This is a genomic window from Belliella calami (genome assembly GCF_022549695.1).
GTDB classification, from domain to species: domain Bacteria; phylum Bacteroidota; class Bacteroidia; order Cytophagales; family Cyclobacteriaceae; genus Belliella; species Belliella calami.
Map to the genome: position 1 here is coordinate 35,688 of NZ_JAKZGS010000023.1, position 13,508 is coordinate 49,195.

Below are 13,508 nucleotides of genomic sequence, written 5' to 3' on the forward strand. Positions count from 1 at the left end.
CTTTTAAAAATTTTGCATTTCTTTTGATTGGATGACTTCTAACTTTATTTGTTTTGGTTCGTTAGCATGAAAAATCATGGCTCTAGCTACTTTATAATCATAAATAGGTCTGATTTTGTTCAAAACCTTCATCCAAGAGAGGGGTTTAGATAATATTTTTGCTACTTCTTCACCAAGTCTGAATTCAGAACGAGAGCCCAATAATAAAGAGGGCTGAAAAATCCCCAGATAATCAAAATGAATTATCTTTAGATCTTCCTCAATATCACCTTTGACTTTATTGTAGTATATTTTTGATTGCGGGTCAGCAGACATGGCACTGACAAACAAAAACCGCTTTGCTCCCAACTCAAAAACCCATTTTGCGAAATTGAAAACAAAGTCATGATCAACCATGTAAAATTTCTCTTTTGACCCAGCCGCTTTGATCGTTGTCCCTAGAGCACAATAAGCATGGACATCTACTTTTCTATCTTTTATACTTTGAATAGTGGGAAAAGTTATGCCACCCAAATCAGCCTCTCTCAATTTGCTTTCCCAATCCAAATTGATAATTCCTTTAAAATCCACCTCTAACTGAATCAATTTCTCGTGTTTCAAAGCCAAAGTTCTTCTTCCAACCGAAATGACTGTATCATAAGTCGATCCTTTCAACAACTCGTGCAAAAGTTGCATTCCGATCAATCCCGAAGTTCCTGAAATTATCGCTATTTTTTTCATTGTTTTCTGTTGTCTTTAATTAAATAAAATTTGTATCCGCTTATACATCAGTAGCCATTTCAAGCATTGTTTGAAGTTCCTTTCAAACACCTAACGTCGGATAAATGAGTACTCTTGTGTGCCGCGGCATAGTTGTCTATTATTCGCTTCTTTGCCAGTAGCTATAATTCCATGGTCGATTGCTTTTTTATGTTCAATATCTAAGAGTATCTAATATCAATTTATTCGGATCTAGGCTAAATCAAGCTTCTCTTTAGATAGTGGCAAAGTTCCGTATATCCATATAAATAAATTCACGTAAGCTATTTGAGATGCGTTTTTTCCCAAGCTTCAAAGTCCTCAATTTCATTTTTCAAAACGTTAAAAATTGCAATCACAACAGAGACATCATCTGCAAAACCTATAAAAGGAAGAAAATCAGGAATAATATCAATTGGCATGACAAAATACAAAAGTCCCAAGACCAGCAATCCGAGGGTTTTAGTGGACAATTTATGAGTCCCATTTTTGTGGGCATAAATCATCCTTTTGAAAACCATTATTGGTTCTATTGCAGCTTTCACATTGGGATTGTTTGAAAAGTCCTTCACTCTGGTTGTTGCCCTTTGAAGCAAATCTTTAAGTTTGCTCTCTTCACCAGCAATGATTTGGGCTTTTTCCATATAAAGCGTTTTAGCTTTTTGGTAAAAACTTGTCGATTTATCTTTAAAGGAAGCCATATTTTTGATTTAGAAGTAAATTCTTATTTCGGATTTGACTTGAGAAAGGGCAATTTGAATGCCATCATTTCTCTCATCCAATGATCTTTGGAAGATTCTTTTGGCTAAATCTATCCCTCTTGCCTCTTCATTCATGTCTTGGAATGAAGAATTCACAACAGTAACTACCCCTTCTACGGCGCGTTTTACTGCCTCCCATGTTTCATCAGAAAAATAAACCTGTTGGGACAGGTTATGGTTGAATTCCTCTCGAACCTCACGAATCAATTGCGTATGTAGATCTCTTGCTGAATATTCTGTCTGATTAATTCTCCTGACAAGATTGTTTGGGGTGATCCTTTCCAACAATAAACAGAGCCTTTCACCTGCCTGAAGCCGAATAGGCAAAATTGTTTGCGTATTTTGAGTTTTGAGATTGATAAGCAACTTTTCCCTTTCCTTATTTAAGAAAGAAACCACAGTCAGGTACATTCCATAAATAACCAATGCTGCAGGCAAAACTATTTTTAAAAGATCGGCGACGAAATCCATTTTGAAATTTTGATTGAGACGTGAATATCTGAAATAATTAACGATTTAAAACAAAAAAAGACCATGAATGAAATCATGATCTTTTTACTAAAGTGACTTTTACTCGATTTTCAAACAAATGCTTCTTTTGAAAAACCTTCAATCTCCAACAAATTCTTTTCAAAATCAGAGTAGTTAATTTCTTTGATCAGCATAATCAAAGTATGTGCAAATTCTTGTTTACACATCTGAACAGAAAACTCTTTTTGGTCATTATTGCTTTCCGCGATCCTTTTTTCATCAAAAATTCTCATCAATTCCTGCTTGTTTCTAGCCTTAACCAACAATTGATCCTGATTCATTTCACTTGTCACAATCGTAAAAATACCGTGGAGAGACGTAATTACCATAATTGTAAATTGTTGCTTTATTTTTGAGTCCTATTATAATAATCTTAAGTAACAATCACATTCGAAGTCCTATTTTCAACAAACTACTCACAAAAGACATCTAAATTGTGGTTCCTAAACTTTTTTGTAAATCTAAGAAATCTAAAATACTCAAAAAATACCCAGTAGTTGGTATTTTTCTACCCCTCAACCAAGAAATATGATTTTTTGTTACTATAAGAATATCAAATGTAAAAATTTATAGTAAATAAAAACACTATTAGACTTAATAACTTTAAAATTAATTATAAGTTAAAATAATGATAACAATAAGTCTTATTCAAGTTTCAATTTAAAAAGAGAATTTTTGAGTGATTTTAAAAATTTATTGATTGATAAACAGCATATTAAAACAAGCCCAAATAAATATTGATTATTTTGGACGTTTTAAGGGAAATCTATTTTGCTTATTTGAATAATATTCCTTTATATTTGCATCGATTTAGATGTTTCACAGTTCTAAAAAGTAGAATTAGAAATTTTCCAAAATCAATCCACTGGATATTCTATCTGTATTCAAGAAGATATTTAGACCGTATCAGTGAGTGGCTCAAACCACTGCGAAATTTCGGGATAAACAATTCTACGGACAAGATAAATAGAGAGTTGGGTGAGTGGCTTAAACCAGCAGTTTGCTAAACTGTCGTACGGGTAATTCCGTACCGGGGGTTCGAATCCCCCACTCTCTACCAAAACGGTGTTTAAACCTTTTAAATTCAATGATTTAAATGTCTTGATTTTTGTAAGGACTCACCAAAAAAACCTTTAAAACGGCTTAAATAGGCAGAAAACAAGGTTTTCAATCAATATTTTACAGATTTAATAGCAAAAAACTCACATTCAAAAGATGTGAGTTTTTTGCGTTTTAAGACTTCTTTTTATCAAATATTGCAAATATTTCAATCTTAAAATGCGTAATTCGGTGAGTCATTTTTATTGATGAAAATGACTCACCAGAGCGCTTGTAAAATATTGTTTTACAGGATGTTATATGATCGAATCTCTTGCCGAAGAACTCACTTTTTATTAAGTTTAAACCTAAAAAGTGAGCAAAAATGATTGAAAAAACATTCAGTATTCTCTTTTATCTCAAAGCTGCCCGAAATTTAAAGGGAAATCAAAAGCATGTTTATGCCAGAATAACGGTTGATTGTTTGCGTGTAGAAATCTCGACCAAACTTTCATGCGATAGTGTGACAAATGGAGTTCTTTGGCAAATAGGGCAATTGGAAAATCCGAAAAGTCTAAACAGGTAAATACCTACCTTGAGGCATTTACGATGAAGGTCCATCAAGCCAGAAAATACCTGATGGAGAATGAACAAGAAATTACAGCTGAAAACATAAAAAATATATTGCGTGGAAATACTCCTGACAACAGGATGATCATGGATGTTTTTACAGAACACAATATACAGATAGAAGCTTTGGTAGGGAAAGATTTTGCACCAGGTACCTTTATAAGGTATAAAACATCCTTTGATCATACAAGGTCATTCATCCAGTGGAAATACAAAAAAGATGATATACCAATTAAAAAGCTTGATTATGACTTCATCAGTGATTATTCTTTTTGGTTGAAAACTGTCAGAGGGTGTTCACATAACACTACTTTAAAATACCTTGCGAATTTCAAGAAGGTCGTCTTAACTTGTGTCAAAAAAGGTTGGCTTTCTCGGGATCCATTTATCGGATTTAAAATGACTAAAAAAGAGATTGAAAGAGACTATCTTTCATCAGAAGAATTGAAATACCTTACTGAGAAAGTTTTTAGGATTGAAAGGCTTGCACAGGTTAGGGATATATTTCTTTTCAGTTGTTATACAGGCTTGGCGTATATTGATGTAAAGAACCTCAAGAGAAATCAAATTGTAATTGGTATTGACAAGGAGAAGAGGATAGTTACAAAAAGAAAAAAAACTGATTCAACAGTTAAACTTCCATTGTTACCAACTGCACTAGATATCATCAGTAAATATAAGGTTCATCCGAAATGTACTTCTGAAGGAAGTGTACTTCCTGTATTAAGCAACCAAAAAATGAATGCTGATCTAAAGGAGATTGCTGATCTCTGTGGGATAGAAAAAGAATTGACCTTCCATATCGCCAGACATACCTTCGCAACGACTGTGACACTGGGAAATGGAGTTCCTATGGAGACCGTTTCGAAAATGCTTGGGCACAGCTCTCTTAAACAGACACAGCATTATGCCAAGATTTTAGACACAAAAATCAGTTCTGATATGCAAAAATTAAGAAATCTATTGGAAGAATAGAAGTGGTTTCAATTCATTAATCAGATCAATTGCATACGCTTATAAATTCAATTGAATTTAAGCGTATGTAAATTGTCTTTAAATTTTCTGGATAGGATAGATTTTGAAGATAACATTTAAAAAATTACCATAAAGAGAGGATGGCGTTCGAACCAAACCTATAAAATAATGATTATTAAACACTTATTTTCATTATTCAAAACCTACTATACGAACTAGAAATAGCCAATTTTTTAGGTAATTTTGAAACATTTAATTACTTAAAAAATTATTTTAATCAAATTTTAAACTATCCATGTGATCTGTACTCTTTGAAATTTTCGAGTGTTTTTGAAATTTCATTGACATCCTTACCCTATTTTCAAACAAAATGAACCACACTTCTTAGCTTTGGGTGGTAGGAAGGGCTGTAGGTGATGATGTTTTTCCTCACCAAATCTTTCATACATCTGTGGTAAGTACTCAGAGATTTGACCTGTAAGTTTTTCATGATCATTTTTCGGGTGATCCGAAAACGGCTCCTTCCCTGATTCTTTAGGAATTCTCCAATAAGGGCCATGCAGATTGCCATGTGGGATAATTGTATTGATTCATCCTTTTGAAGCTTGCTGTAGATTCCCAAGATCTTGTCTTGGGTTGATTTGAGATTATCATTGGCCATAATCAATTATTTGAATAGGTTCTCGATCTCTTTTGACTGATAATAATAGGAACCCCCAATTTTCTTGGGATTCAGAAGCCCTCTTATCCTTAGGTTCTGTAATGATCCAGGAGAAATTTTGAGGATCCTTCTCACTTCATCACTCTTTACCCAATCCCTATGATCTTTTTCCTTGGGCTTGAGCTTGAGCAGTTCTTGGAGATCTTCCAAGAGTTGTAATCTCAATTCTTCGAAATCTTCTTTGGTGATCAGTTATATCTTGGTCATGTGTAGGGACTTTGATGGATGGGTAATTTGGTATGCATGGGTAATTTGGTATGCATGGACTGGAAATGTTCACCCTTTGGCCACAAACTGTGATTATTTTTTTGTGAAAATTATTTTTTATTTTGTTGTATAAGAGAAGTTTAGACACTTAATTAGTCTTTAGGTTTTTGAAAAAAATATGTGGATGAATATATGGACTTGTAATTTGGTAGAATAGATTATCTGTTAAATGTTAATAAAGCCGTCTATATTTCTTTTAAATTGTTTTATATTTAAATACATATAAAATAAATATTTTCTTCATAATTATACTTTTTTACATATAAAACAATATCTTTGAACTGTATTATATTCAAATACATATAATGAAAAGACTTTCAGCCTTTGTTAAGGAACGAAGAAAAGAAACAGGAATGACCCAAGAGGAATTCGCAGATCGCTGTGGTGTAGCCTTAACTGTAATCAGAAAGATAGAACAGGGTAAGACCAACCTGAATCTCGATAAAGTAAATTTGGTGCTCCAAATGTTCGGACATGAACTGGCTCCGGTAAACAGTAAAATTATTAATGATGCGACAGGCGGAGATTTATTATAAAGATATTCTGGCGGGAATGCTTATCGAAACGGATGATGGGGAATACACCTTTCAATATACTGAGAATTATATTCAATCATTTCCCAATCAGTACATCACCTTCAGCATGCCGGTGATTGACAAACCTTATGTGAGTAACAGGCTGTTTCCTTTTTTTGAAGGACTGATCCCTGAAGGCTGGCTTTTGGACATCGCCTCAAAAAATTGGAAGCTAAACCCTAATGACCGTATGGGATTGTTGTTGGCTTGTTGTCAAAACTGTATTGGAGCTGTGCATGTTAAACCTATTACCCATGATCATGAAGGATAAGTGTCTTTACTGTTACAAACCTTTGGAAGAACAAGAAAAGGATTTTCATGCCAAGTGTGCTAATGAATTTTTCGGGACGCAGACATCACCCCTTATACCTTATTCCATTGATGATATGACAACACTTGCCAAGGATGTGATTGACCGTTCCATTTCAGTTCCTGGTGTACAACCCAAGTTATCTATGTCGTTAATCAAAGAAGTACAGGGACAAAGTGATCAAAGATTGACTGTTGTAGGCGCTTTGGGAGGCAATTACATCTTCAAACCTCCTACTGTTGCATTTCCTGAATTGCCAGCCAATGAACATCTAACAATGCGAATGGCTGAAGATTTTGGTATTCCTGTAGTTCCATCGTCTTTGATCCAATTGCAATCCGGAGAGCTTTCCTACATCACCAAACGAATAGACCGTACAGAGAATTTGGAAAAGATTCACATGATCGATATGTTCCAGATCACAGAAGCCTTTGACAAATACAAAAGCTCCATGGAGAAAGTGGGGAAAGCTGTCGGATCGTTCGCTTCTAATACCGTCTTGGATAAATTGATTTTATTCGAAATCACCGTGTTTTCATTTCTTACAGGAAATAATGACATGCACTTAAAGAATTTTTCCTTGATCGAAGCTTCATCAGGCTGGAAGCTGGCACCTGCTTATGACTTGCTTAATGTATCCATAGCCAACCCTGAAGACAAAGAAGAACTGGCACTTTCTATGGGCGGAAAAAAGAGCAGGCTCAAAAGGACAGATTTTGTCTCCTATGGCCAGAATCTTGGATTAACAGATAAGCAGATTGAAGGGGTTTTTAAGCGTTTCTTAAAGTTCAAAAAGAAAGGCATACAATGGATCCGAAATTCTTTTCTTACTGATGGGATGCAGGAAGCATACTTGGAATTGTTGGAGGAGAGATATAGTAGGATCTTAGAATAGTCTTATTTAAAACTCTTTTAATACCCAGGATATTTCAAATGCCAATCTTCATCATAATTAAAATAGGTGCTTTTAGAACCAATGGCTAAGTCATTCCCTATTTCCTCTACTATTTCTTTAAACATCAGATTTTCTTTCCATTCGGTTGGGATAAGATGCTGCCCAACTATAAGGCCTACGATGTTCCCTGTAATGGCGCCAGTACTATCAGAATCTCCATTGTGATTGATGGAGGTGGTTACTGCTTTTTTGAAATCATGCGAATAATGAAGTGCACATAGCAAGGAAATAGCTAATGCTTCTTCTGCTACCCAACCTTCGCCAATTAATTTTATGGCATCCTGGCTAATATCTTTGTTTATATATTTCTTGTGAAGAGCTCTAGCTTGGCTGACCTTCTGATAAACTTCCTCGTGATTTTTCCATTTTTTCAAAATCCTAAGTCCGTTGGAAATTGAAGTCTTCAAATCCAGACCAATTGACAGATCTGCGATTATAGAAGCCAATAATCCCCCACTCAAAAATCCAGATGGGTGACCATGTGTTATGGCTGATATCTTCACGCCTTCCTCAAATGCGATTTTTCGGTTATGGTTGAATATCAAACCAACAGGAGCTACTCTCATCACTGTACCACAGCCTTTACTATCATTGATTGGCGCTAAAACCGTACCCATCTTTTCAGATTTCAGAGCATTAATGCAAGTGCCTCCAGGGTCTCTTCTTTTGTACAATTCAGTCTTTTTGATTAGCCAACCTTCCATAAACCCATGTGATTTGACTGAGCCAATTACATTTACTCCTTGTGTATGCAGCCACCTCAGATAAGATTGGTAGGTAATTTGGGTTTGTGCTCCCCCAATGCCTTTCAACTCAGCCCTATGCTTAGCCCTCAATAATCCTTCAGCTGTAAAAAGCAACATCTGCGTATCATCCGTAAATTCACCCTTGCCATTTGGATGCTCTACATAAGATTGAACACCTGAAGCTCCGTATTTGCTGATGATGAATTCATAACTCAAAAATTCGATTGGAGCCCCCAAAGCATCTCCAATAGCTCCGCCCAAAATGCAGCCTAGGTATTTATCTTTCTTATCAAGGTTATTCATTGTTCAAAATTCTTAAGTTCTGGTTAAATTCTGCTTTCAAGATTGTGAAAATTAAACATAAAGAAGATTTTCCCTTTGTAAGTGAAGTTCATCATGCATTCTGTAAGCTACAAGTTTCCCATCCTTAGCAACACTGTAGTCTAGGCAACAAATATTGTCTTTATAAAGAGATGGTTCTCCTTTTAACCAATAATGCCCAAAAAACACTTTTTTGTCACTTTCAGGGTAATAATCTATTGAGCCTATTCCTGAGACATCTACCTGCCGATCAGGTAAATTATTGATGGGCTCAACACTGATCTCTTTATACGTCATTTGATTAGGGTCTTCCCACCATTTTATTCTGATTTCAGTTCTCCTTGCACCGTCCTTGTCTGTAAAAAAAAGTCCATCTGGTAATTTCAATTCCTTACCTTTCAAAGTTTGCTCAATAGCTTCATTGAGTGGAGATCCTTTTTTGACTGATTGATATATCAACTCATCAGTCAACTTACCTTCAACCAAATTTTCTTTCAGGTATTCAATGCTTGTCTTATCCCAGCAAGCATGAACTGCTCGGAACTCTTCAGTCTCGTAAAAAAGGGGAAGTGTCTTAAACCATTCCAAATACATTTCATATTCGTGCTGTTTATTCTGGAATTGGCTTAAGGTTGCTTGGTGCTGATTGATGTTTTTAGCAGAATGCTCTCTTAAATGCCCTCCACCCGCTGCCTTAAGATTAAAACAGATAGCATTGTATTCATGGTTTCCCATCAAAGCGATAGCATTTTCACTATCTACCATACGCTTTACGATTTCTAGTGTTTCTCTGATTTGAGGTCCGCGATCTATATAATCACCTACAAACAAAGCCTTTCTCTCAGGGTGCGAATAGGTTCCATTTCTTTTGGAATAGCCTAATTTTAAAAGTAAAGCTTCGAGCTTGTCTGCATGTCCGTGTATGTCACCAATAAAATCTATCATATTTTTGAGTTTTTCTATATGGCTAAGATACACACAGCCTCAGACAAAATATGTCTTAATAAAAAAAATAACACTGACATATTTTGGTGATACTTATGCTTATCTTTCGATCATGAGCAAGTTAGATTCATTAATTAGACAGGCTGAAATCATCAAATTAGCCAGAAGAAAGGCTTTTGACTGGGAAATCCTAGAAAATCACTTGGCAAGGAAAGAAGAAGACCTTGACAGGGAACTGATCATTTCGAAGCGTACATTCAGCCGGGATTTGGCCGAGATCAATGAATTTTTTGGCATCTCCATCAAATTTGATTTCAAATCCAGCCAATATGCCATCGATACCGAAGGAAGCAGCGAACAAAACATACAGCTCTTAGAAGTTTTTGATACCCTTCAACTCTTTGGAAAAAGAGGGAAAGTGCCTAGTTATGTTTTTATGGAGCAGAAAGTAGCTAAAGGGACAGAGTACTTTTCTACCATCATCAATGCCATAGAACACAGCAAAAAGATTCAAATAACTTATGGTAAATATTGGAAATGGGAAACAGAAGAAAGAATCCTAAAACCACTAGCACTGAAAGAGTTCAAACATCGTTGGTACTTACTGGCTTACGACGAAAATGATCAATTCAAAGTATTTGCGCTAGACAGGGTTCACGAGATAAGCTTAACCAAAGAAAGGTTTAAAGTCAATCGGAAGATTGATTTTGAAGCCTATTTCCGCGATCTATTTGGCGTTATCAATAAAACTGACAATCCTGTTGAAGAAGTAGTTCTGACATTCCCAGAATTCAAAGGTCGCTATATCAAATCTCTTCCATTGCATGCAAGTCAGGAGATTTTGGTAGATGATGACCAAATTCTAACCATCCGTCTCCGAGTCAAAATCGAATATGAATTGATAGCTGAAATACTTTCCCATGGTGACGAGGTCAGAGTTGATGCTCCAGAGAGGTTAAAGGAGATTGTTAGGAAAAAAGCGAGGAATATTGTTGGTGGTAAGATTAGGTAAGCTCTTAATTCTTTATTTTAAGATTTAGCGTGAACATTCATTTTAATATTCTATGAAAATATTATTCCATATTCCGATATGGAATAAACCACCATGAGCCGATTAAAAGATTTAATCATCTCAAAATATTATTTAGTTCAGGCAATTAATGGTAGCAAAAATAAAAAGAACAAGAAATTCTTAATATTTAGCGAATACAATGTAAAAGAATTTCAATTTTCTTTACATTAGTGTTTCACAAGATAAAGAAAATCAAAAAACTTTTTAGGTAAGGATCCGCGCAACCACATTTTGCAATAGCCTTACGCCAAAATAGAACACTTACAGAAAAACCTTCGCATCAGCCGTCCCACTGCTTCGGGATATCTCAATCAACTATCCAAAGATGGCGTCTTGATCAAAAAAGTAAGTAAACCCAATTATTACATTAATCCTTTTCTGACCAAGGCATTGACGCCCTAAATGAATATAGACATAATGGTTTAGGCAAATTAGCGATTGAAAGAAAAGTCAGGGTATATTGCTGAGAAAGAAATTAGATAGAATTCAAATGAAAGTATAAATAAAATCTATGCTTCATTTCATGAAAATAGAGAAGCAATTATTCCATATTCCGATATGGAATAAAACCACGCTGAGCCGATTAATTCTTTTAATTGGCTCAAAATATTGTTATATTTGAGCCGATTAGATAAAGTAATTGGCTCATGACTTACAACTGGCAGCATCAAAATTGGCCGAATTTCCAGTACGATTTGGAGATATTACAGCCTTTATTTCTAGAGTTCTCCTTGGAATGGGCTGAATTGAGCGGGATGGAAAAAGGACTCTCTACAGATTTGGAGGAAGAAACGGTCATCAACATCATGGTTTCTGAAGCTATAAAATCATCGGCCATTGAGGGTGAGTTTTACAGCCGAGAGGATGTCATGTCTTCTATCAAGAATAAACTTGGACTAAACAAAACACCTGCTAGAATAAAAAATCGCTATTCGGCTGGGATTGCTGAGTTGATGGTTGAGGTAAGAACTAGTTTTCAAGAGCCTCTGAGCACAGAGATGCTAAAAAATTGGCATAAAATACTCTTTGCTCTTGCCAAGAATTTACTTGTAGGCAATTGGAGAGAAGGAAAGGAACCAATGCAGGTCGTTTCTGGATCCATAGGAAGAGAAATAGTGCATTTTGAGGCTCCGCCATCAGATAAGGTGGCCAAAGAAATGGAGTTGATGGTTAACTGGTACAATCAGACAAACTTTCCCCAAATCAATGCTATCGGCTCAGCATTGTTGAAATCAGCTATCGTGCATCTTTATTTTGAATCTATACACCCATTTGAAGATGGTAATGGAAGAATCGGAAGAGCGCTTGCAGAAAAAGCCTTATCACAATTTCTAGGAAAACCCGTCTTGATGAGTATATCAAAAATCATTGAAGCGGATAAAAATGCGTATTACCAAGCTTTGAAAGATGCGCAAAGGGGCTTAGATATTACCGATTGGATAGCCTATTTTATTAAAGTAATCATCACCGCTCAACGAGATTCAAAAGCTTTGGTAGAATTTCTTTTGGGGAAAGTGAAGTACTTTGATAAATATAAAAACTACATGGACGATAGACATATCAAAGTTATTGAAAGAATGTTTGAAGCAGGGCCAGAAGGTTTCCAAGGAGGAATGAGTGCTAAAAAATACATGTCCATCACTCAGGTTTCCAAAGCCACGGCAACAAGAGACCTGCAATATCTTCACGAAAATGGACTTCTGATCCAATCAGGGGCAGGTAGATCTGTGAGGTATGCATTGAATTTACTAAATGTGAAATAACCATGATGGATCAAAAAGTTGAAGAAGAAAAGGAAAGGAGAAAAAGAAGAAATCAGAGATTGATTATGGCATTCTTTTTTGGATTATTTTTGATGTTTTTTATACTTCAGATGATCCTGCCCCCATTTTCTAAAGAAACTGAACTTAAGAGTTTATTAATGAATTGTAAGTGAAAATGAAAGTAAAAATAAAACCCTAACCCTTAAAAATGAATCTTTTGTTTTTCAACTCTCTTCTTCAAGTATTTATTAAAAATCTTTTTATGATTTCTTAACTGTTTTTCAATTGCCGGTTCATTCATGATATTTGAAGCCCTCTTGATATACGTTAAATAGTTTCCTCTAAAAGGTGGGAAGTGATTTTCGGTCTTGAATTTATAATACCCATATATGTTTTTTACAAGCCTTTTCCTTTTTTTGGGGAGACTTGTGGAATTTAGATTTTGATTAGTGAAGATGCGATAAAGTTGACGTTTGAAAACAGCTTTCACAATTTGATCATGTTCGTCAGTTTGAGTTTTTTTTTCAGCAATTTTCACTTTCTTTTTAATTGATGTTTTCATCCTTCTATAAAACTTTGATAGGTTTTTAGAAGCTATAAGAGTTTTGTGTCCATAAAAATCAAATCCTAAGTAGTTTAATGGATACTTAGTTTCAAAAGCATTTTCTTTTTTTAAGAACCCTATGATTTTTGTTTTACCCGTGGGTTCTTCTATTTTTTTAAAATGAAAAATTTCAGTCTTTTCTTCGCTAATAATTACTTCTCTTTCAAGTATTAGTTTTGTGATAAAATCTTTTGCCCAAATTTCTTCTTCTTTTTTTATAACTACCAAAATATCGTCAGAGTATCTTCTATAGTAGCCAATCCTTTTAATTACAACTTCATTAACCACCTCTAAATCGAATTTTAGCAAATACATGTTTGCTAAAACGGCGGAAATTGGAAGTCCCTGAGGAATACCCATTAATTGACCATCTGCTTTTGAACGAAAAGGGTTTGAGTAGATTTTTATTTCGCCAGCTTTGACAGCTTCTATAATCGACAAAACAAAACGTCCACAACTTCAAATCCAAACGTCCTTTGAAATTTATCACATAAAAATAATTTAAAGGTGATTTAAAACAGCATTAAACTGCCATTTGGGTTACTCAAATCATAAT

At 35.0% G+C, this 13,508-nt stretch carries 16 protein-coding genes and 1 tRNA gene; 8 read left to right on the plus strand and 9 right to left on the minus strand.

The window, feature by feature from the left end:
• Nucleotides 1–3: 3 nt before the first annotated feature.
• The 4 genes from MM236_RS18205 to MM236_RS18220 all read right to left on the minus strand — a co-directional run bounded on the left by MM236_RS18205 (nt 4) and on the right by MM236_RS18220 (nt 2,359).
• A complete protein-coding gene (locus MM236_RS18205; RefSeq protein ID WP_241276428.1) occupies nt 4–720 on the minus strand; it encodes an NAD-dependent epimerase/dehydratase family protein in 717 nt (238 codons plus the stop codon).
• Between the two features lie 302 nt (nt 721–1,022).
• A complete protein-coding gene (locus MM236_RS18210; protein ID WP_241276429.1) occupies nt 1,023–1,439 on the minus strand; it encodes a YkvA family protein in 417 nt (138 codons plus the stop codon).
• A 9-nt stretch (nt 1,440–1,448) separates the two neighbouring features.
• The gene (locus MM236_RS18215) at nt 1,449–1,970 is read right to left on the minus strand and encodes a DUF7935 family protein (RefSeq protein ID WP_241276430.1); all 522 of its coding nucleotides are present in this window, start codon (nt 1,968–1,970) and stop codon (nt 1,449–1,451) included.
• 110 nt (nt 1,971–2,080) lie between these two features.
• Nucleotides 2,081–2,359, minus strand: coding sequence for a hypothetical protein (locus tag MM236_RS18220; RefSeq protein ID WP_241276431.1), 279 nt, complete (start codon nt 2,357–2,359; stop codon nt 2,081–2,083).
• Between the two features lie 639 nt (nt 2,360–2,998).
• Between MM236_RS18220 and MM236_RS18225 the strand changes: the two genes are divergently transcribed.
• Nucleotides 2,999–3,090, plus strand: a tRNA-Ser gene (locus MM236_RS18225).
• Nucleotides 3,091–3,608: 518 nt separating this feature from the next.
• Nucleotides 3,609–4,673, plus strand: a complete 1,065-nt coding sequence (locus MM236_RS18230; RefSeq protein ID WP_241276432.1) for a site-specific integrase — start codon at nt 3,609–3,611, stop codon at nt 4,671–4,673.
• Nucleotides 4,674–5,034: 361 nt separating this feature from the next.
• On the opposite strand, the gene MM236_RS18235 is transcribed toward MM236_RS18230, so the two are convergent.
• Both MM236_RS18235 and MM236_RS18240 read right to left on the minus strand, forming a co-directional pair.
• Nucleotides 5,035–5,334 carry a hypothetical protein gene (locus MM236_RS18235; RefSeq protein ID WP_241276433.1) on the minus strand — a complete coding sequence of 100 codons (300 nt, stop codon included), beginning with the start codon at nt 5,332–5,334 and terminating at the stop codon, nt 5,035–5,037.
• Between the two features lie 6 nt (nt 5,335–5,340).
• On the minus strand, nt 5,341–5,559 hold the full coding sequence (locus MM236_RS18240; RefSeq protein ID WP_241276434.1) for a helix-turn-helix domain-containing protein: 219 nt from the start codon (nt 5,557–5,559) through the stop codon (nt 5,341–5,343).
• Nucleotides 5,560–5,966: 407 nt separating this feature from the next.
• Here MM236_RS18240 and MM236_RS18245 point away from each other — a divergent pair, with 407 nt between their 5' ends.
• The 3 genes from MM236_RS18245 to MM236_RS18255 are packed head-to-tail and all read left to right on the plus strand — an operon-like array spanning nt 5,967 to nt 7,441.
• Nucleotides 5,967–6,197, plus strand: a complete 231-nt coding sequence (locus MM236_RS18245; RefSeq protein ID WP_241276435.1) for a type II toxin-antitoxin system Y4mF family antitoxin — start codon at nt 5,967–5,969, stop codon at nt 6,195–6,197.
• Entirely contained in the window at nt 6,169–6,507 is a 339-nt protein-coding gene (locus MM236_RS18250; RefSeq protein ID WP_369415221.1) for a HipA N-terminal domain-containing protein, read from the plus strand. The genes MM236_RS18245 and MM236_RS18250 overlap by 29 nt, the downstream gene beginning before the upstream one ends.
• Nucleotides 6,497–7,441, plus strand: coding sequence for a HipA domain-containing protein (locus MM236_RS18255; RefSeq protein ID WP_241276436.1), 945 nt, complete (start codon nt 6,497–6,499; stop codon nt 7,439–7,441). The genes MM236_RS18250 and MM236_RS18255 overlap by 11 nt, the downstream gene beginning before the upstream one ends.
• A gap of 17 nt (nt 7,442–7,458) precedes the next feature.
• On the opposite strand, the gene MM236_RS18260 is transcribed toward MM236_RS18255, so the two are convergent.
• Both MM236_RS18260 and MM236_RS18265 read right to left on the minus strand, forming a co-directional pair.
• On the minus strand, nt 7,459–8,550 hold the full coding sequence (locus MM236_RS18260; protein WP_241276437.1) for an ADP-ribosylglycohydrolase family protein: 1,092 nt from the start codon (nt 8,548–8,550) through the stop codon (nt 7,459–7,461).
• 51 nt (nt 8,551–8,601) lie between these two features.
• Nucleotides 8,602–9,513, minus strand: coding sequence for a metallophosphoesterase (locus tag MM236_RS18265; RefSeq protein ID WP_241276438.1), 912 nt, complete (start codon nt 9,511–9,513; stop codon nt 8,602–8,604).
• Between the two features lie 112 nt (nt 9,514–9,625).
• Here MM236_RS18265 and MM236_RS18270 point away from each other — a divergent pair, with 112 nt between their 5' ends.
• The 3 genes from MM236_RS18270 (at nt 9,626) to MM236_RS18275 (ending at nt 12,348) form a co-directional block, all read left to right on the plus strand.
• Nucleotides 9,626–10,525 carry a helix-turn-helix transcriptional regulator gene (locus MM236_RS18270; RefSeq protein WP_241276439.1) on the plus strand — a complete coding sequence of 300 codons (900 nt, stop codon included), beginning with the start codon at nt 9,626–9,628 and terminating at the stop codon, nt 10,523–10,525.
• A 312-nt stretch (nt 10,526–10,837) separates the two neighbouring features.
• Entirely contained in the window at nt 10,838–10,987 is a 150-nt protein-coding gene (locus tag MM236_RS19815; protein ID WP_369415222.1) for a hypothetical protein, read from the plus strand.
• A 245-nt stretch (nt 10,988–11,232) separates the two neighbouring features.
• Nucleotides 11,233–12,348, plus strand: a complete 1,116-nt coding sequence (locus MM236_RS18275; RefSeq protein ID WP_241276440.1) for a Fic family protein — start codon at nt 11,233–11,235, stop codon at nt 12,346–12,348.
• Between the two features lie 202 nt (nt 12,349–12,550).
• Here the strand turns inward: MM236_RS18275 and MM236_RS18280 are convergent, their stop codons facing one another.
• Entirely contained in the window at nt 12,551–13,393 is an 843-nt protein-coding gene (locus MM236_RS18280; protein ID WP_241276441.1) for a reverse transcriptase domain-containing protein, read from the minus strand.
• Between the last annotated feature and the right edge of the window lie 115 nt (nt 13,394–13,508).